24 protein-coding genes and 1 pseudogene are annotated in these 25,955 nt (G+C 70.5%); 7 read left to right on the forward strand and 18 right to left on the reverse strand.

All coding sequences use genetic code 11. The features are described 5' to 3' along the window. Together KYY02_RS29120 and KYY02_RS29125 are read right to left on the reverse strand one after the other, a co-directional pair. A partial coding sequence (locus KYY02_RS29120; protein ID WP_371243134.1) for a response regulator occupies positions 1-674 on the reverse strand: 674 nt, incomplete at its 3' end. Then, the gene (locus tag KYY02_RS29125; RefSeq protein WP_371243209.1) at positions 671-1,984 is read right to left on the reverse strand and encodes a sensor histidine kinase; all 1,314 of its coding nucleotides are present in this window, start codon (positions 1,982-1,984) and stop codon (positions 671-673) included. The genes KYY02_RS29125 and KYY02_RS29120, both read right to left, overlap by 4 nt. 156 nt (positions 1,985-2,140) lie before the next feature. On the opposite strand from KYY02_RS29125, the gene KYY02_RS29130 reads away from it, so the two are divergent. Next, complete coding sequence (locus tag KYY02_RS29130) at positions 2,141-2,674, forward strand: GNAT family N-acetyltransferase (protein ID WP_371243211.1); 534 nt, start codon at positions 2,141-2,143, stop codon at positions 2,672-2,674. Positions 2,675-2,679: 5 nt separating this feature from the next. Here the strand turns inward: KYY02_RS29130 and KYY02_RS29135 are convergent, their stop codons facing one another. From KYY02_RS29135 to KYY02_RS29170, 8 genes and pseudogenes are all read right to left on the reverse strand, one after another. Then, a complete protein-coding gene (locus KYY02_RS29135) occupies positions 2,680-4,194 on the reverse strand; it encodes a type IV secretory system conjugative DNA transfer family protein (protein WP_371243136.1) in 1,515 nt (504 codons plus the stop codon). Positions 4,195-4,203: 9 nt separating this feature from the next. Continuing rightward, positions 4,204-5,613, reverse strand: coding sequence for an ATP-binding protein (locus KYY02_RS29140; RefSeq protein ID WP_371243138.1), 1,410 nt, complete (start codon positions 5,611-5,613; stop codon positions 4,204-4,206). A 12-nt stretch (positions 5,614-5,625) separates the two neighbouring features. Further along, the gene (locus KYY02_RS29145) at positions 5,626-7,185 is read right to left on the reverse strand and encodes an SCO6880 family protein (RefSeq protein WP_371243140.1); all 1,560 of its coding nucleotides are present in this window, start codon (positions 7,183-7,185) and stop codon (positions 5,626-5,628) included. Beyond that, positions 7,182-8,528 (reverse strand): hypothetical protein, encoded by a 1,347-nt coding sequence (locus KYY02_RS29150; protein ID WP_371243142.1) that lies wholly within the window; start codon positions 8,526-8,528, stop codon positions 7,182-7,184. Before KYY02_RS29150 ends, KYY02_RS29145 begins: the two co-directional genes overlap by 4 nt. Then, complete coding sequence (locus KYY02_RS29155) at positions 8,518-9,330, reverse strand: hypothetical protein (RefSeq protein WP_371243144.1); 813 nt, start codon at positions 9,328-9,330, stop codon at positions 8,518-8,520. The genes KYY02_RS29150 and KYY02_RS29155 overlap by 11 nt, the downstream gene beginning before the upstream one ends. A 200-nt stretch (positions 9,331-9,530) precedes the next feature. Then, entirely contained in the window at positions 9,531-9,839 is a 309-nt protein-coding gene (locus KYY02_RS29160; RefSeq protein WP_030829533.1) for a DUF8827 family protein, read from the reverse strand. Positions 9,840-10,045: 206 nt separating this feature from the next. After that, the gene (locus KYY02_RS29165) at positions 10,046-10,192 is read right to left on the reverse strand and encodes a hypothetical protein (RefSeq protein WP_371243145.1); all 147 of its coding nucleotides are present in this window, start codon (positions 10,190-10,192) and stop codon (positions 10,046-10,048) included. Positions 10,193-10,311: 119 nt separating this feature from the next. Continuing rightward, positions 10,312-10,956: pseudogene (locus KYY02_RS29170) on the reverse strand (Scr1 family TA system antitoxin-like transcriptional regulator); the annotation flags it as partial. A gap of 651 nt (positions 10,957-11,607) precedes the next feature. On the opposite strand from KYY02_RS29170, the gene KYY02_RS29175 reads away from it, so the two are divergent. The 4 genes from KYY02_RS29175 to KYY02_RS29190 all read left to right on the forward strand — a co-directional run bounded on the left by KYY02_RS29175 (position 11,608) and on the right by KYY02_RS29190 (position 14,932). Continuing rightward, complete coding sequence (locus KYY02_RS29175) at positions 11,608-12,555, forward strand: bifunctional lytic transglycosylase/C40 family peptidase (protein WP_371243213.1); 948 nt, start codon at positions 11,608-11,610, stop codon at positions 12,553-12,555. A gap of 211 nt (positions 12,556-12,766) precedes the next feature. Further along, on the forward strand, positions 12,767-13,471 hold the full coding sequence (locus KYY02_RS29180; RefSeq protein ID WP_371243147.1) for a phosphatase PAP2 family protein: 705 nt from the start codon (positions 12,767-12,769) through the stop codon (positions 13,469-13,471). A 362-nt stretch (positions 13,472-13,833) separates the two neighbouring features. Then, positions 13,834-14,652, forward strand: coding sequence for a hypothetical protein (locus tag KYY02_RS29185; protein WP_371243215.1), 819 nt, complete (start codon positions 13,834-13,836; stop codon positions 14,650-14,652). A gap of 94 nt (positions 14,653-14,746) precedes the next feature. Further along, a complete protein-coding gene (locus KYY02_RS29190) occupies positions 14,747-14,932 on the forward strand; it encodes a hypothetical protein (RefSeq protein WP_371243149.1) in 186 nt (61 codons plus the stop codon). A 6-nt stretch (positions 14,933-14,938) separates the two neighbouring features. Here the strand turns inward: KYY02_RS29190 and KYY02_RS29195 are convergent, their stop codons facing one another. Then, entirely contained in the window at positions 14,939-15,343 is a 405-nt protein-coding gene (locus KYY02_RS29195) for a metal-sensitive transcriptional regulator (RefSeq protein WP_371243151.1), read from the reverse strand. A 239-nt stretch (positions 15,344-15,582) separates the two neighbouring features. Here KYY02_RS29195 and KYY02_RS29200 point away from each other — a divergent pair, with 239 nt between their 5' ends. Both KYY02_RS29200 and pitH read left to right on the forward strand, forming a co-directional pair. Then, positions 15,583-16,203 carry a DUF47 domain-containing protein gene (locus tag KYY02_RS29200; RefSeq protein WP_004929735.1) on the forward strand — a complete coding sequence of 207 codons (621 nt, stop codon included), beginning with the start codon at positions 15,583-15,585 and terminating at the stop codon, positions 16,201-16,203. A gap of 7 nt (positions 16,204-16,210) precedes the next feature. Next, positions 16,211-17,209, forward strand: a complete 999-nt coding sequence (gene pitH, locus KYY02_RS29205; RefSeq protein WP_371243154.1) for a low-affinity phosphate transporter PitH — start codon at positions 16,211-16,213, stop codon at positions 17,207-17,209. 219 nt (positions 17,210-17,428) lie between these two features. On the opposite strand, the gene pstB is transcribed toward pitH, so the two are convergent. The 7 genes from pstB to KYY02_RS29240 all read right to left on the reverse strand — a co-directional run bounded on the left by pstB (position 17,429) and on the right by KYY02_RS29240 (position 25,814). Next, complete coding sequence (gene pstB, locus KYY02_RS29210; protein WP_371243156.1) at positions 17,429-18,205, reverse strand: phosphate ABC transporter ATP-binding protein PstB; 777 nt, start codon at positions 18,203-18,205, stop codon at positions 17,429-17,431. Positions 18,206-18,236: 31 nt separating this feature from the next. Continuing rightward, on the reverse strand, positions 18,237-19,298 hold the full coding sequence (gene pstA / locus KYY02_RS29215; protein ID WP_371243158.1) for a phosphate ABC transporter permease PstA: 1,062 nt from the start codon (positions 19,296-19,298) through the stop codon (positions 18,237-18,239). Then, on the reverse strand, positions 19,295-20,299 hold the full coding sequence (pstC, locus tag KYY02_RS29220; RefSeq protein WP_371243160.1) for a phosphate ABC transporter permease subunit PstC: 1,005 nt from the start codon (positions 20,297-20,299) through the stop codon (positions 19,295-19,297). The genes pstA and pstC overlap by 4 nt, the downstream gene beginning before the upstream one ends. 133 nt (positions 20,300-20,432) lie before the next feature. Further along, positions 20,433-21,563: a phosphate ABC transporter substrate-binding protein PstS gene (gene pstS / locus KYY02_RS29225; protein ID WP_371243162.1), complete on the reverse strand. Its 1,131-nt coding sequence runs from the start codon at positions 21,561-21,563 to the stop codon at positions 20,433-20,435. A 189-nt stretch (positions 21,564-21,752) separates the two neighbouring features. Next, complete coding sequence (locus KYY02_RS29230; protein WP_371243164.1) at positions 21,753-22,235, reverse strand: NUDIX hydrolase; 483 nt, start codon at positions 22,233-22,235, stop codon at positions 21,753-21,755. An 11-nt stretch (positions 22,236-22,246) separates the two neighbouring features. Further along, positions 22,247-23,464: a CHAD domain-containing protein gene (locus KYY02_RS29235; protein ID WP_371243166.1), complete on the reverse strand. Its 1,218-nt coding sequence runs from the start codon at positions 23,462-23,464 to the stop codon at positions 22,247-22,249. After that, complete coding sequence (locus tag KYY02_RS29240) at positions 23,445-25,814, reverse strand: RNA degradosome polyphosphate kinase (protein ID WP_371243168.1); 2,370 nt, start codon at positions 25,812-25,814, stop codon at positions 23,445-23,447. The genes KYY02_RS29235 and KYY02_RS29240 overlap by 20 nt, the downstream gene beginning before the upstream one ends. Positions 25,815-25,955: the final 141 nt, after the last annotated feature.

The raw sequence follows: 25,955 nt of genomic DNA on the forward strand, positions 1-25,955 counted from the left end.
CAGGACGGCTCCACCAGTTTCGTGTCGTACGCCAGGATCACCGCCTGGATGCGGTCCCGTGAACCGGTCTTCGCGAGTATCCGGCCCACATGGGTCTTCACCGTGGACTCGGCCAGGTGGAGGCGGGCGGCGATCTCGGTGTTCGTCCAGCCCTTTCCGATGACCGTGAGGATCTCGCGCTCCCGCTCCGTGAGGGCGGACAGGCGTGCGTCGCCGGGAGGAGGAACCTCCGCGGTGCCGTCGCCGGTCGGCAGATGCTGGACGTAGGCGTCGAGGAGACGGCGGGTCAGTCTGGGGGCGACGACCGCGTCCCCGCTCGCCACGGAGCGGATGCCGAGAAGGAGTTCCTCCGGCTGGGCGTCCTTGACGAGGAAGCCGGAGGCGCCCGCGCGGAGGCCGGCGTAGGCGTACTCGTCCAGGTCGAACGTGGTCAGGATGAGGACGCGGGTGCGGTCGCCGGTGGCGACGATGCGGCGGGTCGCCTCGATGCCGTCCAGGCCGGGCATGCGGATGTCCATCAGGACGACGTCGGGGTGCAGCTCCGCCGTCATGCGGATCGCTTCGGCGCCGTTCGCCGCCTCGCCCAGGACGGTGAGGTCGTCCTGGCTCTCCAGAAGCATGCGGAAACCGAGGCGCTGGAGGGGCTGGTCGTCGGCGATGAGGACGGTGGTCACTGCGGGGATTCCTCCGGTAGGTGCAGACGGACGCGCCAGCCCTGTCCGGGCCGCGGTCGGGGGCCGGCCTCAAGTGTGCCGCCGTACAGGGCGGTTCGTTCACGCATGCCGGGGAGGCCGCGGCCGTCGGCGGGGGCGGCCGTTCCGGGGGCGCCCGTGTCGGTGATGGTGACCGTGACCGCGCCCTTGTCGCCGTAGGCGATGGCGATCTCCGAGGTCGCGCCGGGGCCGGCGTGCTTGAGGGTGTTGGTGAGGGCTTCCTGGATGACGCGGTACACGGTGAGCTGGCGGCCCGGGGGCAGGGCGGCCCGGCCCTCGACGGTGGTGTGGACGGGCAGGCCCGCGTTGCGCACGCCGTCGATGAGTTGGTCCAGGTCGGTGAGGGCCGGCTGGGGGGCCAGGTCCACGGGGTGGGCCGCTGTCCCCTCGGCCCTCAGGACGTCCAGGAGGCGGCGGAGTTCGCCGAGGGCCTGGCGGCTGGTGGTGGCGATGGCGTGCAGGGCCTGGGCGGCGCGTTCCGGGGACTTGCCGGCCGCGTACCTGCCGCCGTCGGCGAGGCCCGTGATGACGGAGAGGTTGTGGCCGATGATGTCGTGCATCTCGCGGGCGATACGGGCGCGTTCGGCGGCGGCGGCGAGCTGGGCCTGCTGGTCGCGTTCGGTCTCCAGGCGGCGGGCGCGGTCCTCCAGGGCCTCGGTGTAGCTCTGTCGGGTGCGAACCGTGATGCCGATGAGGACGGCCACGAGGACGGACGTCAGCTGGGAGCCGACCTGCTGGTTCCATTCACCCTCGCCGTAGCGGGCCGTGGAGACCACCACGGGGGCGAGCACCAGGGCCGGGGCCCACCACAGACCGCGCAGGGGCAGGCGCAGGGTGATGTGGTAGATGACGACGAGCTGGAGCAGCGCCGCCTGGAGCATCGCTCCGGACCAGGCGTTGACCAGGGCGAACGGGGTCGTGGTGAACAGGACCGCCGCGGGGTGGGTGCGGCGCCACAGGAGGGGGACGGACAGGCCGAGACTCAGGGCGAGGAGGAGCGGGCCGGGGGTGTCCGGGGTGTGGGTGACGCTGCGCCAGCCGCCGCCGGTGTAGTCGATGAGGGCGGCCGTCACCCAGAAGCCGGTGAAGAGCAGGTCCCACAGCAGCGGGCGGCGCCGGTCGAAGGCGCGCACCCGCTGGTTGGCGTGTTGCAGGTACTGGGTGAGGGGCTCCGCCGTCCGTGCCTCCGCCGTCCGTGCCTCCGCCGTCCGTGCCTCCGCCGTCCGTGCCTCCGTCGGCGGAGCCTCCTGGTGGTTCGTCACGAGGTCCATGGTCGCGGGTGCGTCCGCCGCCGTCATCATGCTTCGATGCTCGGCCAGGCGGGGGCGGCGGGCGTCGGACCGCGGGCCGTATTCCGGACGGGGCGGTGGTACCCCGGTACTACGGTGGCGGGCATGAGTACCAGTGCTGTGTCCTTCGGGGACTGCGTGATCCGGCCGGTGCGCGCGGAGGAGTGGAAGGCGGCGAAGGAACTGCGGCTCACCGCGTTGCGGGATCCGGTCGCACGCCTCGCCTACCTGGAGACCTACGAGGAGGCCGCTGCCCGGCCGGACTCGTACTGGCGGGAGCGCACGGCGAACGGCGCGAGGGGTGCGAGCGGAGTGCGGCAGTTCATCGCCGAGGCAGGGGACGGGAGCTGGGTCGGCAACGTCGTCGTGCTGATCGAGGAGGCCGGCTCGACGGACTGGGCCGGTTTCCCCGTCGAGCGGCGGCAGGGGCATCTGGTGGGGGTGTACGTGGCTCCCGGGCGCCGGGGGAGCGGGCTGACGAAGGCGCTGTTCGACGCCGCGGTCGAGTGGGCCCGGGGGCGCGGGGCGGAGCGCGTGCGGCTCATCGTGCACCCGGGGAACACGCGGGCGCTGGGCTTCTACCGCAAGGCGGGGTTCGTGGAGAGCGGGGCGACCGTGCCGCTGGCCGACCGGCCGCAGGAGCGGGAGTTGGAGATGGTCCTCGGGCGCTGACGCGTCTACACCGGTAGTTCGGCCTGGGGCCAGCGGGCTCTGACCTGCTCGCGGGAGCGGAGCAGCGCGAGGGTGGGCATGCCGCGGTCCGCGCCGGTGGCGAGCAGGTCCGGGAGCTGAGGGAGCGGAGCCACGGCCGCCACGTCGTCCAGGACGAGGGTGAGTGGTGGGTCGAGCCGACCGGAGGATGACCGTTCGGCCATGCGCCGGCCGTGCTCGACCACGTGTGAGGCGAGGGCCGTCAGCAGGGGCATCGCGCCCGGACTGCTACGGGGGTCCTCGATGGATTCACCCACGACATAAAGCGTTCCCCCTTCGTGGACGAAAGAATCCAAGGCGAGGGCATCGTTTCGGTGGGGAGTGCAGGCCTCGCGGACGTTGACCGTGGAGAGCGCGGCCAGGGTGCGGGTGGTCAGCTGCTGGGCCATGTCCCGGCGCTCGGCGTGCGCGGTGAGGGCCGCCTCGAGTTCGCCGGCGGCGCCGGGGGCGGCCTTGGGGTGGGTGCGGAGGACGCGTACGGCGTCGTGGACCTGGAGACCCTGGGACCAGCGGTGGACGTGGCGGACCGTACGGCCGTCGACGGCGGCGGCGTGCAGGTAGCTGCGGAGCAGGGTCTCCGTGGTGTCGCTGACCGCCTGGTCGAGGCGGGAGGTGGGGCGGACGGGGGCGAGGAGCGCGGCCGCTCTGGCTTTGGCCGTTTCCTTGTCCTCGCAGCCGGCTGTGGGGGACCAGTGGAGGCGGTCCGGGGTGTCGCAGAGGTGGGTGGGGTCGTAGAGGTGGGTGGGGCCGAGTTTGGCGCGGGCGTCCTTGGTGTCGTGCCAGAGGGCGGGGTTGGAGGTGAGGACGAGGGCGGGGCCCTCCGCGTCGCGTACGGCCAGGACCGCGGTGGCGTGGCGGGTGGGCATGGGGCCGTAGAGCAGCCCCGCGCCCTCGGTGCGGGGGGTCTCCCATCCGCCCGCCTGTTCACCACCGGCTGCGGGCGCGGCCGCGGGCTCTTCCCGCGTCGGCATCCCCCGTTCGGGCTCCCTCGGGGCCGGTACCTCGTGCAGCTGCTTCGATGCCGGCTGCGGTGCCCGTCCGGACAGGTGTTCCGGCTCCGGTCGCCGCTGCGTGGCGCCCGCCCCCGCCGCCCGTTCCGTCCGGTGTCGGGCCCGTACCGCTCTCCAGCGGGCCACCGTGCTCAGCACGAACACCGTCAGGACGGTCAGGATCATCAGCTGGCCGATGAACAGGCCCCAGAAGAGGCCGTACCCCGAGAGGGCGGACTCCGGGGCGTCCGGCCAGGCGCCGGGAAGGTTCTGCGGGTCGGCGACGAGGTGGCGCATGGCCACCGGGGTGCGGGCGAAGACGACGCCGGACGGCCAGTGGCCGTGGGCGAAGAGGCCCGCGAGGCCCGTGGCCGTCCACACCATCGTGGTGATGCCGATGAGGAACGCGAGGATGCCGATCAGCAGCCCGTCGGGGATGCCGCCGCCCTGGCGGCCGGCCCGGCCGTGCTCACGGTGGTCGTCCGGTCTCACGCGTGCCCCCTACGCCACCGTCGGTTCGGAGTCGCCGACGTGCTGCTCCACGAAGGCCGCCGCCCGTTCCTCCGCCTCCCGTTCGGCGGCGCGCAGGGCGTCGTCGGCGAGGTCGGCGGAGGACTGGGTCATCGCGCGGTCGGTGAAGACCAGCGGGCGTTCGGTCTCGGTGACCAGGTGTTTGACCACCTGGACGTTGCCGTTGACGTCCCACACCGCGATACCGGGCGTCAGCGTCGGAATGATCTCCACCGCCCACCGGGGCAGGCCGAGCACCCTGCCCGTCGCCCTCGCCTCGTCCGCCTTCTGGGCGTAGATGGTCCGGGTCGACGCCATCTTCAGGATGGCCGCCGCCTCCTTCGCCGCCGCTCCGTCCACCACGTCGGACAGGTGGTGGACGACCGCGACGAACGACAGACCGAGCCGTCGGCCGAACTTCAGCAACCGCTGGAACAGCTGGGCGACGAAGGGACTGTTGATGATGTGCCAGGCCTCCTCGACCAGGAAGATGCGCTTCTTCCGGTCGGGGCGGATCCAGGTGTGCTCCAGCCACACGCCGACGATCGCCATGAGGATCGGCATGGCGATGGAGTTGCGGTCGATGTGGGACAGGTCGAAGACGATGAGCGGCGCGTCGAGGTCGATGCCGACGGTCGTCGGGCCGTCGAACATGCCGCGCAGGTCACCGTCGACCAGGCGGTCCAGGACCAGGGCGACGTCCAGGCCCCACGCCCGTACGTCGTCTATGTCGACGTTCATCGCCTCCGCCGACTCCGGCTCGGGGTGGCGCAGCCGCTCCACGATGTCGGAGAGGACCGGCTGGCGCTCGACGACGGACTCGTTGACGTAGGCGTGCGCGACCTTGAGGGCGAAGCCGGAACGCTCGTCCAGGCCGTGCCCCATCGCCACCTCGATGATGGTCCGGAGCAGGGCGAGCTGCCCGGTCGTCGTGATCGACGGGTCGAGCGGGTTGAGCCTGATGCCGTGGTCCAGGGCGGCCATCGGGTCGAGGCGGATGGGGGTGATGCCCAGCTCCTGCGCGACGAGGTTCCACTCGCCGACGCCGTCCTCGCCCTGGGCGTCCAGGACGACGACCTGGCGGTCGCGGAAGCGAAGCTGGCGCAGGACGTACGTCTTCTCCAGGGCCGACTTGCCGTTGCCGGACTCGCCGAGGACCAGCCAGTGCGGGGCGGGGAGCTGCTGGCCGTAGAGCTGGAAGGGGTCGTAGATGTAGCCCTTGCCGGAGTAGACCTCGCGGCCGATGATGACGCCGGAGTCGCCGAGGCCGGGGGCGGCGGTCGGGAGGTAGACCGCCTGTGCCTGGCCCGTGGAGGTGCGCACCGGCAGCCGGGTCGTCTCGACCTTCCCGAACAGGAAGGACGTGAAGGCGTCGGTGACGACGGACAGCGGATCCCGCATATCGCTCAGCCCCTACCTTCGAATGCCGGTGGCGAACGGGAGTGTGTTCACGAACGCGCGGTGGTGCTCGCGGTCGCACCACTCCACCTTCAGGTACGACTTTCCTGCCGACGCCCGTATGGTCCGCTTGTCGCGGGCCAGGGCCTCGGGATTGCGGGAGGAGACGGTGATGTAACCGACCAGGTTGACGCCGGCCGCGCCGCTGGCGAGATCTTCGCCGCGCTGGTCCAGACGGCCGTGGGCGGCGATGTCACGCGGGTCGACGGTGCGGTTCATCTTGGCGGCGCGGGACGCCTCCGCCTCGTCGTTGGTCTTCTCGGTCAGCATCCGCTCGATGGCGACCTCGGTGGGTTCGAGGTCCATGGTGACGGCGACCGTGCGGATCACGTCCGGGGTGTGGACGAGCAGCGGGGCCAGGAAGTTCACGCCCACCGGGGTCATCGGCCACTCCTTGATCCACGCCGTGGCGTGGCACCAGGGGGCGCGGGTGACGGACTCGCGGGTCTTGGCCTGGAGGTAGGTGGGCTCCATGGCGTCCAGCTCGGCCGGCCAGGCGTTGCGCTGCGACATCGCCTGGATGTGGTCGATCGGGTGGTCCGGGTCGTACATGGAGTGGATCAGCGAGGACATCCTGCTCTGGCCGAGCGGCTGCCGTACGCGGATGTCGGCCTCCTGGAGCCGGGAGCAGATGTCGGTCAGCTCACGGGCCATGACGACGGCGAGCCCCGCGTCCCGGTTCACCTTGCCACCGCCCTGGCTGCGCATCGCGCGGGCCATGGTGTTGGCCTCGGCGGCCAGTTCGCGCGTGTAGTGCATGCAGGCGACGAGGTACGCGCGGTGCTGCTCGCTGCTGGTCGACACCATCGACTGGAGCTGGTCGTACGACTGCTGGAGCCACGGCGGCGACTTGTCGTCCCCGCGGAGGGCGACGTCCTTGGCGTGGGCGTCGGGGTCGGCGGGCAAAGTGCGGGCGAGCATCTGGATGCGGGTCACGAAGCCGTCGCCGTTGGCGACGTGCTTGAGCAGCGTGCCGAAGCGGTCGACGAGGGCTTCCTGGTCCTCGGAGTCGCGCAGGCCGACGCCCGGGCCCTCGATCTCGATGGCGGCGGTGACGGTCTTGCGGTCCGCGTGCAGCAGTACGGCGATCTCGTCCGGGCCGAAGGGGGCGGCGAGCCAGGTGATCCTGCCGATCCCGGGCGGCGTCCCGATCTCCACCTCGCGCCCGTCCAGGCGGGTGCCCGCCTCGACGGCGCCGGAGCGGTAGGTGGCGTTCCGGCGTACGGTGCGCTTGTAGCTGCGGTTGATCTCGAACCACTTGTAGAAGGTGCGGTGCTTGTACGGCACGTACACCGCGGCCAGCGTCAGCATCGGGAAGCCCACGAGCAGCACGATCCGCACGGACAGGACGGGGACGAGCAGTCCGCACATCATGCCGAGGAACGCGCCCACGACGATCAGCGCGATCTCACCGGTCTCGCGATTACGGCCGACGATCGCGTTCGGCCGGGCGCGGCCGATCAGATACGTACGGCGGGGCGCGCCCGGATGGGACAGGTGGGACTCGGTCGTCAACGCCCTTCACCTCCCGTGCTGTTGGTGCTGCTGTTGCGGGTGTTGCCGGCGTGGGGGGTGTTCACCGGACTGCTCGAGCGGGGCGCGGGGGTGGTTCCGCCGCCGTTCGGCGTGCGCGAGCTGTGTGCGGCGACTCCGCCGGAGGCGGGGTTGGAGGGGCGGGGACCGGTGGACTGGCCGCCCCCGCGGTTGTTGTCGGCGCGGGTGCTGTGGGTCTTGATGCCCTGGGCGACCAGGGTCGCCGGGGAGCTCATGACGGCGGCGGCCTTGCCCTCGGCGCCCTGCATGAGGCGGTTGTTGCGGGAGTGGGCGAGTTCGTCGCCGAAGCCGGGGACGAAGCGGTAGATCATCGCGGAGGCGAAGATGGCCAGCAGGATAATGGCGAGGCCCGACACGATCGCGGCGAGCGAGTCCGGACCCTCGTCCGACGCCAGCGCGCCGGCGAGGCCGAGCACAATGACGATCACCGGCTTCACCAGGATCACTGCGATCATCACACCGGCCCAGCGGCGGACGTGACCCCACAGGTTCTTGTCCACCAGTCCCGCGTACACGACGACACCGAGCAGGGCACCGACGTACAGGAGCACCGCCCGCAGGTACAGCTCCAGGTAGAGGACGCCCGCTGCGAGGATCGACACCAGAGAGACCACGATCAGCATGATCGGACCGCCGCCGATGTCGTTCCCCTTGGACAGGGCCTCGGAGAAGGTTCCGAAGAACGTGTCCGTCTGGTTCCCGGTCGACTTCGCCAGCACGTCGGAGATGCCGTCGGTCGCCGAGACGACGGTGTAGAGGATCAGCGGTGTGAACGCCGATGCGAGCACCGTCAGCCACAGGAACCCGATGGCCTCGGACATGGCGGTGACGAACGGCACACCGCGTACCGCGCGTTTGGTGACCGCGAGCAGCCAGAGCAGCAGCGTCAGGATCGTCGACGCGGCGAAAACGATCGAGTAGTGCTTCAGGAACTGCGGATTCGTGAAGTCGACGGTCGCCGTCTCCTGCACGGCCTCGCTGAGCTTGTCGACGGTCCAGGAGGCGGCGTCGGCGCAGCCCTGGGCGAGGGAGGCGAGGGGGTCGAGGGTGGTGGTGGGGTCGTTGAGGGTGCTGGACCTTTCGGAGCCTTCCCCCGCTTTGCCTCGTTCGCAGTAGTCCTTGGCGGGGCCGCGGATGAGGTCGCAGGGGTTGTTGCTGTCCGTCGGCGTAGGGGTCGGGGTCGGGGTCGGCGTAGGGGTAGGGGTAGGGGTTGGGTCGGCGACAGCTCGCGTGGCGAACAGCACCGCTGTGGCCTGCACAGCGGCGACGGCGGCTGAGAACTTGAGGAAGCGGTTAGCGCGCATACGTGAACCCTCCGTACTCCTCGACAGCCTTCGTCATGTCGTCGGCAGTGGAGGCCCTCTGGTCGCGCCCGACCGGGACTGGCCCGTCCTTCTGCTGGAAGTCGGTGATCTTCCAGTCGTTGTCGATCCACTTCAGCTGATAGGTGGTGGTGTACCAGCTCTCGGTCACCGGGTTGGTGGAACCATCGCCGGACAGACCGAACAGTGATGTGTACCAGACCTCGACGGAGGCATCGCTCGCACTGGACGCCGTTACCTTGGTGCCCACGGGAATCACCCGGGAGACGAAGGTCTGTCCGGCGGGTGCCTGACCGTTCTCGTCGAGGCCGATGTTGGCCAGGAACTCCGGGTCCGAGTACGCCTGATCGAGATCCGCCTGCCGGGCTGCGGCGGCATCCGGGGCGTAGACGGTGGTGACGATCTCGCGGCGTCGCTCCTTGTTGAACATCTCGGCGGAACCCAGGGCCACCGCGTAGTTCGCCGCCGCGCTCTCCGCCCCCTGCCGGTCGTGGGCGAAGCCCGACGGGATGCCGGCCGCCTTCGCGTCCACCGGCTTCCTGCCCGACGGGGCCGTCGCCGCCGACTTGGGGGAGTCGCCGGAGCCGCCGCCCTCCTCCGCGGTGGAATCGTCGCCTCCACGGTTCGCGAAGGCGATCGCCGCGATCAGGAGGACCACCACGCCGACCACCATGACCAGGCTGCGCGACGACGAACGGCCGCCTCTGCGCGCGCCGCCGTACGGATCGTCGCCCCTCTCCGGCAGGCGGGTGCGGGTCTGACCCGTGTCGTCTCCGAGACTCATGCCGGGTACGCCCCTTCAGCGTCGTGCGGAAACACCTCGTACTCCGCGTACTCCATGTACGACGGTAGTCGTGCTGGTCCCCGCGCGAGCGCGGTGTGGTGAATGGACATCAGGGAAACGCAACCTCAGCCGGTGGGCACGACGGGTGGGTGGGATGGGGGGAGTGCCGGGCGTGCCCGGTCGGAAGCGGTGAGGTGGGGTTACACGGCCATTCCGTACACGATGGTGAACAGCGTGCCGAGCGAGCCGATGATGAAGACGCCCGTGAGTCCCGCGATGATGAGGCCCTTGCCCTGTTCGGCACTGAACGTGTCCCTCAACGCCGTGGCGCCGATGCGCTGTTTGGCAGCTCCCCAGATGGCGATGCCCAGGCAGATGAGGATGGCGACCGCCATGACCACTTCGATCATGATCTTGGCCTCGTTGCCCAGGCTGCCGAAGGGGCCCCAATCCGGAGCGATCCCGCCGATAATGGTGTTGATGTCTCCCTCGTCGGCCGCGAAGAACATGTAAGTCACCGCCCCTGTATGGGTAGTTCTGCACCCCCTGCGTTGTGCAGAGGTCAGGCCTCATTGTCGCCGAAGAAGACGCTGTCGCATGTCGGCTTGGCGTCATCCGTTGGCGGGTTTCGTACGAATAGCTTGCCACCGGCGTGCGCCGGACCACGGGAGAGGCGCGCTCCGACGGGTGAGAAGTCGTATTGTTACTCTGTGTATCACGCGGTGTGACGTCGGGCAATGAAGTGGGGCTCCTTCTTGAGGGCGAGGAGGAGCAAGTGGAATCCGTCACGGCTGGTGGTGCGTACGGCTCCGCCGGGGCCGGCGGACTCGGCCGTGTGGACCGCCTGCGAAGTCGTGGCCATGCGCACGCAGGAGTCGCCTTCACCGCAGTGGGCCGACTTCTTCCAGGTGGGTGGGGACGTCCCGGGTTCCTGCAGAGGTCTTGGGCGACGGTGTGGAGGGGGTCTCCCGACTTCTCGGTGTCGAGGGCCCGGGGCTCCACCCGGCCCGGAACGGCGCGGTACTTCTCGCGCCGGGCCTCGGCGCCGAGGAGGACGGGGCCGCGCGACTGGTCGAGGTGGACGGTGTCGGGCCGGGGCACGGGTCCGCGCGAGCAGGAGATCGACTGCCCCGGCCCCGGAAGGCCTCCGGCGGCGGACGGGATCACCCTGATGGTGATGTGGTCGCGCTCGCTCGTGTCCAACAGGTGCCGCAGCCGCGCGCCGACGACGGCGGCTCCGCCGAACTGCACCCGCGGGGCGGCTTCGTGAACGGGCGCCGGGTGCGACGTCGGGGAGTCCCGGTGGATCACGGGCCGCGCTTGATGCGGAACGGGGCGCGGTGCTCGTGTCCGGGGTGCGAGTTCGGGCGCGACCTGGCGGAACAATGACCGAGTGTGATCATCGGTCCGCGGCAGGCCGGGAATGCGGACGGTCATGGAGCCGCACAGGTGGGTGGCGTGGCGTTCGTGCTCGGCCGGATCGAGCAGTGCGGGCGGCGGGAGGCCGCGGTACTCCTTCCACCAGCCGCGCCTGCGCTCGCCCGCCATCCCGGCCACGGCCTCGACGAGGCCCTTGTCGGCGCAGTCGTAGTGGCCGGCCATGGCGCGGACGTGCTCGGGATTCATGCCTGCTCGTTCCGCCTCCCTCCGGAGCCGCCGGCCGACGCCCGTGCGCGCACCAGCAGGCCGTACGCGCTGCACAGTCGTCCTCCGGCATCCGGCCGGCCCGGCTCGGCATGGGACGGGACTCGACCGTCCCCTCCGGACCCGGCGCCGGCTCCGCCCACGGCGTCATGCCGCACGCAGCCGCGGAGAGCGGACGGGGTCCGGCCCTCGTCCGGACGTATGCCGACGCCTGCGGTGCGTCGTTGCCGGACGGGGAAGCGGGGCCTCGGGCGGACAGGTGCTGTGGGCGAATGCGGCTGGAGCGGCCCGACACGGCCGGACGCGTGCGCAGCGTGAGTGGAGGGGGTGTGGTGGCGAAGCCCTTGAGCGAACTCGGTGCCGAGGCCGCACAGCACGGTGGACACGTCGCCGAGCGGGTCGCCGGTTCTCCCGCGCCCGGACGGCGGCGCGCACCGGGACGCGCTGTCGGAGTACGGGACTTCGCCGCTTCCGTGGCGACCGTGCCGAATTCCCAGGCGATCATTCCGAAGGACGGGTGTCGCCTCTACACTGGCGTACGGCAGTGGGCTGCCGGACGGCGAGGGGCGGTTGACGGTGCGTAAGGCATGGGTCGCGGCGGGGATCGCCGTCAGTTCCGCGCTCGTCCTCGTGATGCTGCTCGTCGTCGGGGTGTACGTCGTCGCGGGGAACCTCGTCAACGGGGCCGGCGGCGGGGCGGCCAAGACGCTGGCCAAGGGAAGCGTGCCGGCCGCCTACCAGGCGCTCGTGCAGAAGTGGGGCAACCGCTGCCCGGCCATCAACCCGGCGCTGCTCGCCGCCCAGCTGTACCAGGAGAGCGGGTTCAACCCGAAGGCGCAGAGCCATGCGGCGGCGCAGGGCATCGCCCAGTTCATCCCCGGCACCTGGGCCACGCACGGGATCGACGGGGACGGGGACGGGGACCGTGACGTGTGGGACCCGGCGGACGCGATTCCGTCGGCGGCGGCGTACGACTGCGCACTCGCTTCCTATGTGAAGGACGTCGGCGGGAATCTGACCGAGAACATGCTCGCCTCGTACAACGCGGGGGCGTACGCGGTGATCAAGTACGGCGGGGTCCCGCCGTACGCGGAGACGCAGAACTACGTCAAGCGGATCCTGGCGCTGGAGAAGAGCTTCGCCGCGCCGGTGGGACGGGTGGATCCGTCGAGGCAGGCGGCCGGGGCCATCGCGTACGCGCAGAAGAAGCTCGGCACGTTGTACCTGTGGGGCGGCAACGGTACGCCTGAGCACGGCGGACGGTTCGACTGCTCGGGGCTGACCAAGGCGGCGTACGAGAGCGTGGGCATCACGCTGCCACGCGTGGCCAACGACCAGTACAACGCGGGGCCGCACCCCGGGCGGGACGAACTGCTGCCGGGCGATCTGGTGTTCTTCTCGGACGACCTCACCAATTCCCGGGCCATCCGGCATGTGGGCATTTACGTCGGCGGCGGGTACATGATCAATGCGCCCCGGACCGGGGCCGTGATCCGATTCGACCCGATCGACACACCTGACTACTTTGGTGCCACCCGCGTCACCGAAGATGGCGCGAAAGCACTCCCCACCACGGTGTGAGCGGAGCCTTGACCCCCACCCTGAGCTGCGGAGATGCATCTCTCTTCGATAACGTCTACGTGATCATTCGGTGGAGTGTGGAACGTATCAACGGGGACCGTGCGTTCCTGTTGTCGTAGCCGATCGGACGAGCGGATCTACAGACCACGGGGGTGGCAGGATCGGCGTGCGGAACGTGCGCCGCGAAACATGACGAAGGGGCCGCAGCACCATGGCTGGACTCGCCGAATCCGGGTCGAACCCCGACGTCGACCTGCTCTATGACATCAATGGCCTGGCGAAGGCCGCACCGCCGTGGTTCGACCGCCTCATGGAGTTCGTGGGCGAGTACGGCCTGCTGTTCGCCTTGCTGGCGCTGCTGACGTGGTGCTGGTGGGGCGTCAGGCGGCGGGGCGGCGAGGATGCGGCCCCGACCGTGGCGGCCCTGGTGTGGGCCCCGCTCGCGGCGGGCGTCGCGGTCCTGGTGAACGTGCCGATACGCGGCTTCGTGGAGAGGCGTCGGCCCTTCCTCGACCACGAGGGGCTCGAGGTCCTGGTCGACGGCAAGAACGACTACTCGTTCGTCAGCGACCACGCGACGCTCTGCATGGCGCTGGCGGTGGGGCTGTTCCTGGCCAGCCGACGGCTCGGGATCATCGGCCTGGTGCTGGGGCTGTTGGGCGGGTTCATCCGGGTCTACATGGGCGTGCACTACCCGACGGACGTCGTGGGCGGGCTCGCGCTCGGTACGGCCGTCGCGCTGCTGCTCTCGCCGCCGGCGATGGCGCTGCTGACGCCGCTGATGCGGGCGGTCGAGCGGTCGCCCCGGGGCGGGTGGCTGGTGTCTGCGCGGCGGCGGGATGAGCGGGGGCAGGTCGCTCCGGGGGCATCGAGGAACGGGGCGACCGGGGCTGAGGAGCGGGACTTGGCGGCCTGAGCGCCGCTTCCGCTGCTGGGCGGGGGCGTTGCGCAGCCCGGCGCTTTACCGGGTGCCGCTGCGCCCACCCGTGCCGCCCCAGCGGCCCGGTCGTCCGCAGTCGCGGCGGCAGTACGCCCGCAGTCGCGTCACTCCCCCGTGTGGCTCCGGGCGTCTTTCCTGGCTTGGCTTCTGGCTCTTCTGGCGGGGCCCCGCCAGCCGCAGGTGCAGCGGGCCGTGCAGAAAGGGCCCTGTTCGGTGGTGGTCGTGGTGTGGAGGTCGGAGGTCGGCTCGTCGTCCTGGTGCGGCACGCCGACCACGGTAACGCCCCGTCCGTCGGCGTGACGGGGCCTCTCACCGGTCGTTAACCGGACATGGCTCGGATGCGCGGCGTGGTGGCTGGGTTCTTCGGGGCGGTGTGCTGCCTGGGGCTCGGGAGCACGGGCTGCGCGGGAAGCGACGCCGTGTCCCGGGAGGCGCCCGCCGGGGACGCGGTGCGGGTGCTGAGGGAGACCGCCGACGTGCTCGTGGACGCCGGGAGTTCCAAGGCGACCACCTCCCTGGAGATGGCGACCGGCGGGACCAGGGTCACCATCCGGGGCGAGGGCGTGTACGACTACCGCAAACGGCTGGGGCGGCTGAAGGTGCTGCTGCCGCAGGATCCGGCCGGGAAGGTCGTCCGGCGGCCCATCACCGAACTGCTCGCTCCCGGGGCGCTGTTCATGAAGAACCGGGGGGCCGGGGTGCCCGCCGACAAGTGGGTGAGGGTGGACATCGGGACGCTGTCCGACGGGAATCTCGTCACCGGCGGGGCCACCGACCCGTTCGCCGCCGCCGAGGTGCTGCGCGGGACGTGGTCGGCGACGTTCGTGGGGCGGACCGAGGTCGCGGGGGCGAAGGTGCGCCACTACCGGGGGGCCGCCGACCTGAGACGGGCCTCGCGGTACGCCTCGGACGCGAACCGGAAGGCGCTGGACGCGGCGGCGAAGGGGTTCGCCACCGCCCGGGTGCCGTTCGACGTCTACCTCGACGACGCGGGACGGATCCGCAAGCTCCGGCACCGGTTCAGCTTCGTCAACGGCCGGCAGGACGAGCCCGTCGCGGTCGCCTCGACCACGCTGCTGTACGACTTCGGGGTCCCGGCCGACGTACGGCTTCCCGAGGACGGGGACATCTACGCGGGCCGGATCGCCGAGGAGTGAGGCCGGGAGTGACCGGCCTGAACTAGCCCTTCCGTGCCATGCGCGGTGCGCGGTGCGCTCCCTACCCTAGGAAGTCGGCGACGACGGAGAAGGGGTGAGGCGCGTGGCACCGCTCGGCGGTGGGACGGTTCTGGTTCAGGACCACGTGGCGCTCTCCGAGATCGAACTCTGCGGGGAGCTGATCATCGCCGCCTCCAACGCCGAGGAGCGGCTCAGTGCGGAGAGCATCGACGAGGTGCTGAGGGTGGCCGAGGCGCGGACGGAGCCGGGCGGGGCCTGAGCCCGGTCAGGTGCGGAGCATGCGGGCGATGGCCTGCGTCGCCTCCTTGACCTTCGCGTCGATCTCGTCGCCGCCCTTGACGGCCGCGTCCGCGACGCAGTGGCGCAGGTGCTCCTCCAGCAGTTGCAGTGCGAACGACTGCAGTGCCTTGGTGGAGGCGGACACCTGGGTGAGTATGTCGATGCAGTACACGTCCTCGTCGACCATGCGTTGCAGGCCGCGGATCTGGCCCTCGATGCGGCGCAGGCGTTTGAGGTGGTCCTGCTTCTGGTGGTGGTAGCCGTGGACGCCGCGGTCGTGATCGGTCACGATGTCCGCCGTGTCGGTCACGGGCGCTCCTTCTGTCACGCCCGTCGCATCCGTCGCGTCCGGGGAGGAGGGCGCGGTCGCGCCGGTCTCGGTGGTCGTCATCGCGTCCTCCTGGTGCACTGGCAGGCGGCATATACCCCTGGCGGGTATATGATAGCGAACTTCGTTGGGTATAGGCCCCTTGGCCGATGACATGCGCTGCGGCCGGGAACGGAGCTCGGAACGCCCCCGTGCCCATCACTCTGTCTGATGGGTGACACTGGTGGGCGGCCCGTTAGTCGTGGCCGGATGATGCGCCTAGCATCAGCCTGACCGAAACCGATGCTCACCGAGGACCCCACGTGCGCTTTCGTCTGACCCCCAGGGAGACGAGCTTCTACGACATGTTCGCCGCGTCCGCGGACAACATCGTCACGGGCTCGAAACTCCTGATGGAACTGCTCGGGGCGGACCCCTCCGCCCGGGCCGAGATCGCAGAGCGTATGCGGGCCGCCGAACACGCGGGTGACGACGCCACGCACGCGATCTTCCACCAGCTGAACTCCTCGTTCATCACGCCGTTCGACCGTGAGGACATCTACTCCCTCGCGTCCTCCCTCGACGACATCATGGACTTCATGGAGGAGGCCGTCGACCTGGTCGTCCTCTACAGCATCGAGGAACTGCCCAAGGGTGTCGAGCAGCAGATCGAGGTCCTGGCGCGGGCGGCGGAGCTGACCGCGGAGGCGATGCCGCATCTGCGCACCATGGAGAACCTCACCGAGTACTGGATCGAGGTCAACCGGCTGGAGAACCAGGCCGACCAGATCCACCGCAAGCTGCTGGCCCACCTCTTCAACGGCAAGTACGACGCGATCGAGGTGCTGAAGCTCAAGCAGGTCGTGGACGTACTGGAGGAGGCGGCCGACGCCTTCGAGCACGTGGCGAACACGGTGGAGACCATCGCGGTCAAGGAGTCCTGAGCACTTCATGGACACCTTCGCTCTGGTCGTGACCATCGGGGTCGCGCTCTTCTTCACCTATACCAACGGCTTCCACGACTCGGCGAACGCGATCGCCACGTCCGTGTCGACGCGGGCGCTGACGCCCCGGGTGGCGCTGGCGATGGCGGCCGTGATGAACCTCGCCGGCGCGTTCATGGGCTCCGGGGTCGCCAAGACCGTCAGCGAGGGTGTGATCCAGACACCCGAGGGATCCAAGGGGATGGGGATCCTCTTCGCCGCGCTGGTCGGGGCGATCGTCTGGAACCTGGTCACCTGGTACTTCGGGCTGCCGTCGTCGTCGTCCCACGCCCTGTTCGGGGGCATGGTGGGGGCGGCGCTGGCCGGGGGGACGACGGTGTACTGGCACGGGGTGGTCGACAAGATCGTCATCCCGATGTTCGTGTCGCCGGTGGTGGGTCTGATCGCCGGTTACCTGGTGATGACCGTGATCCTCTGGATCTTCCGGCGGGCCAATCCGCACAAGGCCAAGCGGGGGTTCCGGATCGCGCAGACCGTTTCCGCGGCCGGCATGGCGCTGGGGCACGGTCTGCAGGACGCGCAGAAGACGATGGGCATCGTGGTGATGGCGCTGGTCATCGCCGATGTCGAGGACTACGGCGATCCGATTCCGGTGTGGGTGAAGATCGCTTGTGCGCTGATGCTGTCCGCGGGGACGTACGCCGGTGGGTGGCGGATCATGCGGACGCTGGGGCGGAAGATCATCGAACTGGATCCGCCCCAGGGGTTCGCCGCGGAGACGACGGGTGCGTCGATCATGTTCGGGTCCGCGTTCCTGTTCCACGCGCCCATCTCCACGACGCATGTGATCACTTCGGCGATCATGGGTGTGGGGGCGACGAAGCGGGTCAATGCCGTGCGGTGGGGGGTGGCCAAGAACATCGTCCTCGGGTGGTTCATCACCATGCCGGCGGCGGCTGCGGTGGCCGCGTTGTCGTTCGGGCTGGTGAACCTGGCGTTCCTGTAGCCCGGTGTCGGCGCCGCGTCCTGGTGCCGGGCGGGGGCGTCGCGCGGTCCGGCGTCTGCGGGACGCCTCCCCCGCTCCCGGTTTCGGTTCGAGCGGGAGGTGCCCCCGGCGGCACGACTGCCCGCAGCCGCGCAAGTGAAAGGGCCCGCCCCCGGGAGCCGGGGGCGGGCCCTTCGGCCTCGCGGTGGCACCGCCATGCAGCACCGCGAGGAGAATCGGTCAGCCGAAACGACCGGAGATGTAGTCCTCCGTGGCCTGGACCGACGGGTTGGAGAAGATGCGCTCCGTGTCGTCGATCTCGATCAGCTTGCCGGGCTGGCCGACGGCCGCCAGGTTGAAGAACGCCGTGCGGTCCGAGACGCGCGCCGCCTGCTGCATGTTGTGCGTCACGATGACGATCGTGAAGCGCTCCTTCAGCTCGCCGATCAGGTCCTCGATGGCGAGGGTGGAGATCGGGTCCAGGGCGGAGCAGGGCTCGTCCATGAGGAGGACGTTCGGCTCGACCGCGATGGCGCGGGCGATGCACAGGCGCTGCTGCTGACCACCGGAGAGGCCCGAGCCCGGCTTGTTCAGGCGGTCCTTGACCTCGTTCCAGAGGTTGGCGCCCCTGAGGGACTTCTCGACGACGTCGTCCAGCTGGGACTTCTTGTACTTGCCGTTCAGGCGCAGGCCCGCCGCCACGTTGTCGTACACCGACATCGTGGGGAAAGGGTTCGGGCGCTGGAAGACCATGCCGACCTCGCGCCGCACCGACACCGGGTCGATGCCGGCGCCGTACAGGTTCTCGTCGTCGAGCATGACCTTGCCGTCGACCCGGCCGCCGGGCGTCACCTCGTGCATGCGGTTGAGCGTGCGCAGGAAGGTGGACTTGCCGCAGCCGGAGGGACCGATGAAGGCGGTCACCGAACGGGGCTCGACGGTCATCGAGATGTCCTCGATGGCCAGGAAGGAACCGTAGTAGGCGTTGAGGCCGCTGACGTCGATGCGCTTGGCCATGGTGATCACTTCTTTCGAGTAGGGGGAGGCCTTAGCGACCGGTCTTCGGGGCCTTCCAGCGGGCGATGCCGCGGGCCACGAGGTTGAGGATCATGATGAAGCCGATGAGCGTCAGGGCCGCCGCCCAGGCACGGTCGAAGGCCGCGCCGGAGCCACCGCTGTTGGCCCACTGCAGGTAGATGTACATCGGCAGTGATTCCTGCGGGTCCTGGAACGGGTTGGCGTTGATGAAGTCCGTGCCCCAGACCAGCAGCAGCACGGGGGCCGTCTCACCGGTGATGCGGGCGATCGCGAGCATCACACCCGTGATGATGCCGCCGATCGACGTCGGCAGGACCACCTTCAGGATCGTGCGCCACTTCGGCACACCGAGCGCCAGGGAGGCCTCGCGCAGCTCGTTCGGCACGAGCTTGAGCATCTCCTCGGTGGAGCGGACGACGACCGGGATCATCAGGATCGACAGGGCCAGCGAACCGGCGAAGCCGGACGGGCCCATGTCCAGGATCAGGATCCACAGGCTCAGGATGAACAGACCCGCGACGATCGACGGGATGCCCGTCATGACGTCGACGAAGAAGGTGACGGCCTTGGCGAGCCTGCCGCGTCCGTACTCGACCAGGTAGATCGCGGTGAGCACACCGACCGGCACGGAGATCAGGGTGGCGAGGCCGACCTGCTCCGCGGTGCCGAGGATGGCGTGGTAGATACCGCCGCCGGGCTCGGTGTCGGCGACCACGCCCATCGAGTGGGTGAGGAAGTAGCCGTCGAGGACCTTCACACCACGCTCGACGGTCTCCCACAGGAGGGAGGCCAGCGGGATCACGGCCAGGAGGAAGGCGACCCAGACCAGGCTGGTCGCGGTGCGGTCCTTGGCCTGGCGACTGCCCTCGATCTTCGCGGAGATCCCGTAGGAGCCGACGACGAAGAGGACCGCGGCGATCAGGGCCCACTGGATGTCGCTGTTCAGGCCGGCCACGGCGCTGATCGCGTAACCCAGGGCGAGGGAGCCGGCGGCGACCGCCCAGGCGAACCACTTGGGCAGGGTCGCGCCGCGCAGGGAGCTGCGCTGGGGGGAAAGGGTTGCGTTGCTCATGCGTTGGCCCCCGAGTACTCCTTGCGGCGGGCGATGATCAGGCGGGCCGCGCCGTTGACCAGCAGGGTGATGACGAAGAGCACCATGCCGGAGGCGATCAGCGCGTCCTGGCCCATCACGGTGGCCTCGTTGAACTTGCTGGCGATGTTCTGGGCGAAGGTGCCGCCGCCCGCGTTGAGCAGGCTGGCGTTGATGTCGAAGGACGGCGAGAGCACCATGGCCACGGCCATCGTCTCGCCGAGCGCGCGGCCGAGGCCCAGCATCGAGGCGGAGATGATGCCGGAGCGGCCGAAGGGCAGCACCGACATGCGGACGACCTCCCAGCGCGTGGCGCCGAGGGCCAGGGCGGCCTCCTCGTGCATCCGCGGGACCTGGCGGAAGACCTCGCGGCTGACGTTGGTGATGATCGGGAGGATCATCAGCGCGAGCAGGATGCCGACGGTGAACAGCGAGCGGGCGGGGCCCTCGTCCCACGCGAAGACGCCGGTCCAGCCGAGGTAGTCGTCGAGCCAGCCGAAGAGACCGTCCATCTGCGGCACCAGGACGAGGACGCCCCACAGGCCGTAGACGATGGACGGGACGGCGGCGAGCAGGTCGATCACGTACGCGACGGCGCCGCCGATGCGGCGCGGGGCGTAGTGCGTGATGAACAGGGCGATGCCCACCGAGATCGGGACCGCGATGACCATGGCGATGATCGACGACACGACGGTGCCGAAGGCCAGGACCGCGATGCCGAACTCCGGCGGTACGCCGCTGGGGTTCCACTCGAAGGTCGTGAAGAAGTTCGCCTCGTCCTTGCTGATGGCCAGGGACGCGCGGTACGTGAGGAAGGCCGCGATGGCGGCCATGAGGACCAGGACGAAGATGCCGGATCCGCGGGAGAACCCGAGGAAGATCCGGTCACCGGGGCGGGTGGCACCGCGCGCGGCACGCTTGTCCTCGGGCGCGGCCGGTCCGGGCGAGGGAGGAGCGGCTGGTTTCTGGGTGGTGATGTCCATCGGGTTCTCCGGTCTGCGGAGCTGCCGGGGCGGGCGGCTCGGTCGGAGCCTCCCGACGGCCGGGGGCTCCTGATGGCGGTGCACCGGACGGTGCGGACCGGCCCCGTGATCGGGGCCGGTCCGCACACTCGGGTCAGGCGAGGCCCGAGATGGTCTCGCGAACCTTGGTGATGATCTCCTCGGGCATCGGGGCGTAGCCCGCGTCGGCCAGCAGGGCCTGGCCGTCCTCGGAAGCCATGTAGTTCAGGAAGGACTTGGCGGCGGGGAGGGTCTCCGCCTTGTTGCCCTTGTCACAGGCGATCTCGTACGTCACCAGGACGATCGGGTAGGCGCCGTCGGCGGCCGGGGTGTAGTCCAGCTCCAGCGCGAGGTCCTTGCCGGTGCCGACGACCTTGGCGGCGCCGATGGCGGCGGTGGCGTTCTCGATGGTCGCCTCGACCGGCTCGGCGGCCTCGGTCTTGATGGCGACGGTGCTCATACCGTCCTTGGCGTAGGACAGCTCCATGTAGGAGATGGCGCCGGGGGTCTGCTTCACCTGCTGGGCGACACCGGAGGAGCCCTGCGCGGACTGGCCGCCCTTGGCCTCCCAGGACTTGCTCGGCTCGTACTTCCAGTCGTCGGGCGCGGCGGCCTGGAGGTAGGTGGTGAAGTTGTCCGTGGTGCCGGACTCGTCCGAGCGGTGGAAGGCCTGGATCTTCAGGTCGGGAAGCTTGGCGTCGGGGTTGAGCTTGGCGATCGCCTCGTCGTTCCAGTTGGTGATCTTGCTGTCGAAGATCTTGGCGAGGGTCGCCGCGTCCAGGACGAGGTTGTCGACGCCCGTGACGTTGTAGCCGACGGCGATCGGGCCGCCGACCATGGGCAGGTCGATGGCCTGGCCGCCCGTGCAGACCTTCTTGGACTGCTCGATCTCCTCGGCGTCCAGCGCGGAGTCCGAGCCGGCGAACGCGGTCTGGCCCTGGAGGAACGCGGTGATGCCGGCGCCCGAACCGGTCGGGTTGTAGTTCACCTGCACGTCCTTGCACGCCGCGGCGTACTGCTTGACCCAGGCGTCGATGGCGTTCTTCTGGGCGGAAGAGCCGGAGGCCTGGAGCTGGCCCTTGGCGTCGCCGCAGTCGATGTTGCCGGCCTTCGCGGTGGCGGAGGCGTCGCCGCCGCTGCTGTTGTTGCCGGTTTCGTCGGAGCCGCACGCCGTGAGGGCCAGGGCGCCGGAGACGGCGAGAGCACCGAGAGCGAGGGCCCGCCGGTTCTTGCGCTGAAGCTTCACTTGAGTCCCTTCCAGTGGCCGCCGTCCTGAATTCGGCGGCGTGCGAAGTGTGGGTGACGCGGTCACCCATCTTTTCGGGCGATCCGCATCGCGTAAGGCCGAAATTAGGCAGAACAGGTGAAGGAGCCCATGGGCATAAATGAACGTGAGGTGAACCCCTGTGGACGGTGCGGTGAGGTAACGGAACGCTTACGTCGAGGACACGGAGGGATACCGGACGGGAACGGGACACTCACGGGCCGGGCGGAGCGTGGCGAGAAGGGCGTCCACCAGATCGGCGTCCCGGGGCTCGGTGAGGCGGGCGCGGGCGGCCTGTGGGGGGAGCCAGAGGACGCGGTCGACCTCATCGTTCGAGGTGAACGCGCCGGAGACGGCCTCGGCCGCCCAGTAGCGGACCTGCTTGGGGCGGCCGTTCGCCAGATAGCGCGCGCTGGGGAGTCCGGCGGTCGGGACGGCGGTGTGGCCCGTCTCCTCGGCGACCTCGCGCAGGGCACCGGCCAGCGGGTCCTCGCCCCGTTTGAGCTTGCCCTTGGGCCAGGACCAGTCGTCGTACTTCGGCCGATGGACGAGGCAGAGTTCGAGCACCCCGGTCACGGGGGAGCGGCGCCACAGGACGCAGCCGGCGGCCTGGACGGTGAGGGTGCCGTGCCGTGCGGAACCGGGGGTGCTCACCGTGTGCCTCCCTATAACGTGCCGAGGGCTTCTTTCTGCCAGGCCCGCTGGAACGCGTACCGCGCCGCCTCCACCTCATGCCGCTGGTCGGCGTGGAGCACGCCCAGCGCGTACGCCGTGGCCGGCGCGATCCGCGGGGTGCGGGCCGCCTGCGCGGCGGCGGCCGCGGCCTCGGAGGCGTCGCGGTGCCGGTCCAGTGCCTCGCCGGCGGCGAGGAGGCCCGGGTCCGGGCCGGCGTGGAGGACCTCGAGGGCGTAGCGGTGCAGGCGCAGGAGGAGCCGGACCTGGTGCCAGGGGGCGTCCTGCGGATGCGGGGCGGGGTCCGGGGAGAGCCCGTGGATCAGCGCCTCGGCGTTGTACGGGCTGCCCGCGGTGAGCAGGGGCAGCGCGGCGACGGCGTCGGCGAGCCGTTCGCGCGCGGCGTCGGCGAGCGGGCGCAGATCGGTGTGGGCCGCCGCCGGGGACAGCGGGACCTCGCTGGCGAGCACGGCCAGCTTGTCGGCGACGGCGTGGAACCGGGAGGAGCCGAGGGCCTGCAGCGCGGTGGAGTGCGCACGGGTCCGGGCGAGGGTCAGCTGCCGGTCCAGCAGGGCGCCGGCCTTGGCGGCACCGACGGTCAGGTTCCCCCGGTCCGGGGCGGTGGCCCTGCGGTCGGCGGTGGCCGTCAGCGTCGTTGTGACGGTGCGGCGGAGGTGTGCGGGGTGTTCCGCCTCGGCTCCGTCCCCGGCCGGGAGGCTGTTCCCGCCCGTACCGCTGGTGCGGGTTTCGTGGTCGGGTGCGGGTGGCCCCTGCGGGGCTTCCCCGTCGGCGGCCGCGGCGCGTGCCATACCGGCCGGGACCGGTGTGCGGGGCGTGGCCGCCCGCCGGGGCGGGAGGGGCGGTGCTCCCGACAGGCGGTGCAGGGCCAGGAGGAGCTGGTCCAGGCGGGACGCGCAGGCGTGCTCCAGGGCCAGGGTGCCGGAGACCCAGGCCAGTTCGGGACGCATCGCCTCCGACCAGTCGGGGTCCAGGACCGGCTGGAAGGTGTGCAGGCTGGCGCTGACGCGGCGGGCCGCGCGGCGCAGCGCGCGGGCCGCCTCGACGGAATCCTCCGACGCGGCCGCGCCCGCACCGGTCTCCCGGTGGAGGCGCAGCGCGCGGAGGAACTCGGTCGCCCGGTCCCGCAGGTAGCCGGCCAGGACGTCCGCCGGTACCGGACCGGCCGTCGGGTCAAGGTGTCGCTGTGCCACGCCGGCGCCTCCGGGCGTCTATGAGCATCTCCTGGACGTTGCGCAGGGGCTGGCCGTCCGCGTCCGTCGCGTGCCGGGTCCACTCGCCGTCCGCGGCGAGGTGCCAGGACTGGGTGGTGTCCGACATGCCGGTCTCCAGCAGCCGGTTCAGGGTCGCCCGGTGAGCCGGGTCGGTGACCCGCACCAGCGCCTCTATCCGGCGGTCGAGGTTGCGGTGCATCATGTCCGCGCTGCCGAACCACACCTCGGGCTCGCCGCCGTTGCCGAAGGCGAACACGCGGGAGTGCTCGAGGAAGCGGCCGAGGACGGACCGTACCCGCACGTTCTCCGACAGGCCCGCCACGCCCGGCCGGATCGCACAGATGCCGCGCACCCAGATGTCCACCGGCACGCCCGCCTGCGACGCCCGGTAGCAGGCGTCGATGACGGCCTCGTCGACCATCGAGTTCACCTTGATGCGGACGTAGGCGGGGCGCCCGGCGCGGTGGTGCTGGGCCTCCTTGTCGATGCGGGAGATCAGACCGTCCCGCAGGGACTTGGGGGCGACGAGGAGGCGCCGGTAGGTCTCGCGGCGGGAGTAGCCGGAGAGCCGGTTGAACAGGTCGGAGAGGTCCGCCCCGACCTGCGGGTCCGCGGTGAGCAGCCCGAGGTCCTCGTAGAGGCGGGCCGTCTTCGGGTGGTAGTTGCCGGTGCCGACGTGGCTGTACCGCCGGAGCGTCTCGCCCTCCTGACGGACCACCAGCGACAGCTTGCAGTGGGTCTTCAGGCCGACCAGGCCGTACACGACGTGGCAGCCGGCCTCCTCCAGCTTGCGCGCCCACTTGATGTTCGCGTGCTCGTCGAAACGCGCCTTGATCTCGACCAGCACCAGCACCTGCTTGCCGGCCTCGGCGGCGTCGATGAGCGCGTCGACTATGGGGGAGTCGCCCGACGTGCGGTACAGGGTCTGCTTGATGGCCAGCACGTCGGGGTCCTCGGCGGCCTGCTGCAGGAACGCCTGCACCGACGTGGAGAACGAGTCGTACGGGTGGTGCAGCAGCACGTCCCGGCTGCGCAGGGCGGCGAAGACGTCGGGCTGGGACGCGGTCTCCACCTCCGCCAGGTCGCGGTGGGTGCCGGCGATGAACTTCGGGTACTTCAGCTCGGGCCGGTCCAGGCCGTGGATGCGGAACAGGCCGGTGAGGTCCAGCGGGCCCGGCAGCGGGTACACCTCGGCCTCGCTGACCTTCAGCTCCCGCACCAGCAGGTCCAGCACCTCGCGGTCGATGGACTCCTCGACCTCCAGGCGCACCGGCGGCCCGAAGCGGCGCCGCATGAGCTCCTTCTCCAGCGCCTGGAGCAGGTTCTCCGCGTCGTCCTCCTCGACCTCGAGGTCCTCGTTGCGGGTGAGCCGGAAGGCGTGGTGCTGGAGCACCTCCATGCCCGGGAACAGCTCCTCCAGGTGCGCGGCGATGACGTCCTCGACGGGGACGTAGCGGCCGGGGGAGCTCTCCAGGAAGCGGGACAGCAGCGGCGGCACCTTGACGCGGGCGAAGTGCCTGTGGCCGGTGACCGGGTTGCGGACGACCACGGCCAGGTTCAGCGACAGACCCGAGATGTACGGGAAGGGGTGCGCGGGGTCGACCGCGAGCGGGGTGAGGACCGGGAAGATCTGGTGCCGGAAGAGGGTGAACAGACGGGCCTGTTCCTTCTCCGTCAGCTCGTTCCAGCGGACCAGGTGGATGCCCTCCTCCGCGAGCGCGGGGGCGACGTCCTCGTGGTAACAGGCGGCGTGCCGGGCCATCAGCTCGCGGGAGCGGGCCCAGATCATCTCCAGCACCTCGCGCGGCTGGAGGCCGGAGGCGGAGCGGGTGGCGACGCCGGTGGCGATGCGGCGCTTCAGTCCGGCCACGCGGACCATGAAGAACTCGTCCAGGTTGCTGGCGAAGATGGCCAGGAAGTTGGCGCGCTCCAGCAGCGGCGTGGAGGGGTCCTCGGCGAGTTCGAGGACGCGTTCGTTGAACGCGAGCCAGCTGCGCTCCCGGTCGAGGAAGCGGCCCTGCGGGAGCGGGGTGGCGCCGTCCGCCAGCGACTCCTCGTAACCGTCGAGGTCCGCGTCGATGTCGGGTTCGAGGTCGGAGACCGCTCCGGCCAGGGTGTGCGGGCGGTGGGCCGCGATGGAGCCCACGGAGGGCTGCGGGTGCTGTACCTGTGCCTGGGTGTCGGGCTGGCTCATGACCCCATTGTTCCGCGCCGCCGGTGTCACGGGCGCGTCGGAGAACGCGGGTGGGAGCGGTGGTGGCCCTGAGGCGTCCCCGTTCCCCCCGTTCACCTTTCTGGGCGGTGAAGGCTCTGGCGCGGCGGGATGCATTGGCCGAGCGTCGCAAGCCTGTCTGAATCAATGGTTACGAGGACATGACGTGCGGGATAGCGCGGGACGGCTCACGGGGTGCGGGGGCGGCCGCACGGGGTGCGCGGAGGCGCGCGGCGCGGGTACCTTCCGTCTCGCGGG

The sequence above is a fragment of the Streptomyces pimonensis genome, from assembly GCF_041380215.1.
Taxonomy (GTDB): domain Bacteria; phylum Actinomycetota; class Actinomycetes; order Streptomycetales; family Streptomycetaceae; genus Streptomyces; species Streptomyces pimonensis.

Coding starts and splice junctions, on each gene's coding strand:
- pstA (WP_371243158.1), bottom strand. CDS start 19,298: ATGAGCAACGCAACCCTTTCCCCCCAGCGCAGCTCCCTGCGCGGCGCG.
- KYY02_RS29195 (WP_371243151.1), bottom strand. CDS start 15,343: ATGACGACCACCGAGACCGGCGCGACCGCGCCCTCCTCCCCGGACGCG.
- KYY02_RS29175 (WP_371243213.1), top strand. CDS start 11,608: ATGCTGCTCGTCGTCGGGGTGTACGTCGTCGCGGGGAACCTCGTCAAC.
- pitH (WP_371243154.1), top strand. CDS start 16,211: ATGGACACCTTCGCTCTGGTCGTGACCATCGGGGTCGCGCTCTTCTTC.
- KYY02_RS29140 (WP_371243138.1), bottom strand. CDS start 5,613: ATGCGGGATCCGCTGTCCGTCGTCACCGACGCCTTCACGTCCTTCCTG.
- KYY02_RS29180 (WP_371243147.1), top strand. CDS start 12,767: ATGGCTGGACTCGCCGAATCCGGGTCGAACCCCGACGTCGACCTGCTC.
- pstB (WP_371243156.1), bottom strand. CDS start 18,205: ATGGCCAAGCGCATCGACGTCAGCGGCCTCAACGCCTACTACGGTTCC.
- KYY02_RS29155 (WP_371243144.1), bottom strand. CDS start 9,330: ATGAGTCTCGGAGACGACACGGGTCAGACCCGCACCCGCCTGCCGGAG.
- KYY02_RS29165 (WP_371243145.1), bottom strand. CDS start 10,192: ATGGCCACGACTTCGCAGGCGGTCCACACGGCCGAGTCCGCCGGCCCC.
- pstC (WP_371243160.1), bottom strand. CDS start 20,299: ATGGACATCACCACCCAGAAACCAGCCGCTCCTCCCTCGCCCGGACCG.
- KYY02_RS29240 (WP_371243168.1), bottom strand. CDS start 25,814: ATGCATCCCGCCGCGCCAGAGCCTTCACCGCCCAGAAAGGTGAACGGG.
- KYY02_RS29160 (WP_030829533.1), bottom strand. CDS start 9,839: ATGTTCTTCGCGGCCGACGAGGGAGACATCAACACCATTATCGGCGGG.
- KYY02_RS29125 (WP_371243209.1), bottom strand. CDS start 1,984: ATGGACCTCGTGACGAACCACCAGGAGGCTCCGCCGACGGAGGCACGG.
- KYY02_RS29150 (WP_371243142.1), bottom strand. CDS start 8,528: ATGCGCGCTAACCGCTTCCTCAAGTTCTCAGCCGCCGTCGCCGCTGTG.
- KYY02_RS29185 (WP_371243215.1), top strand. CDS start 13,834: ATGCGCGGCGTGGTGGCTGGGTTCTTCGGGGCGGTGTGCTGCCTGGGG.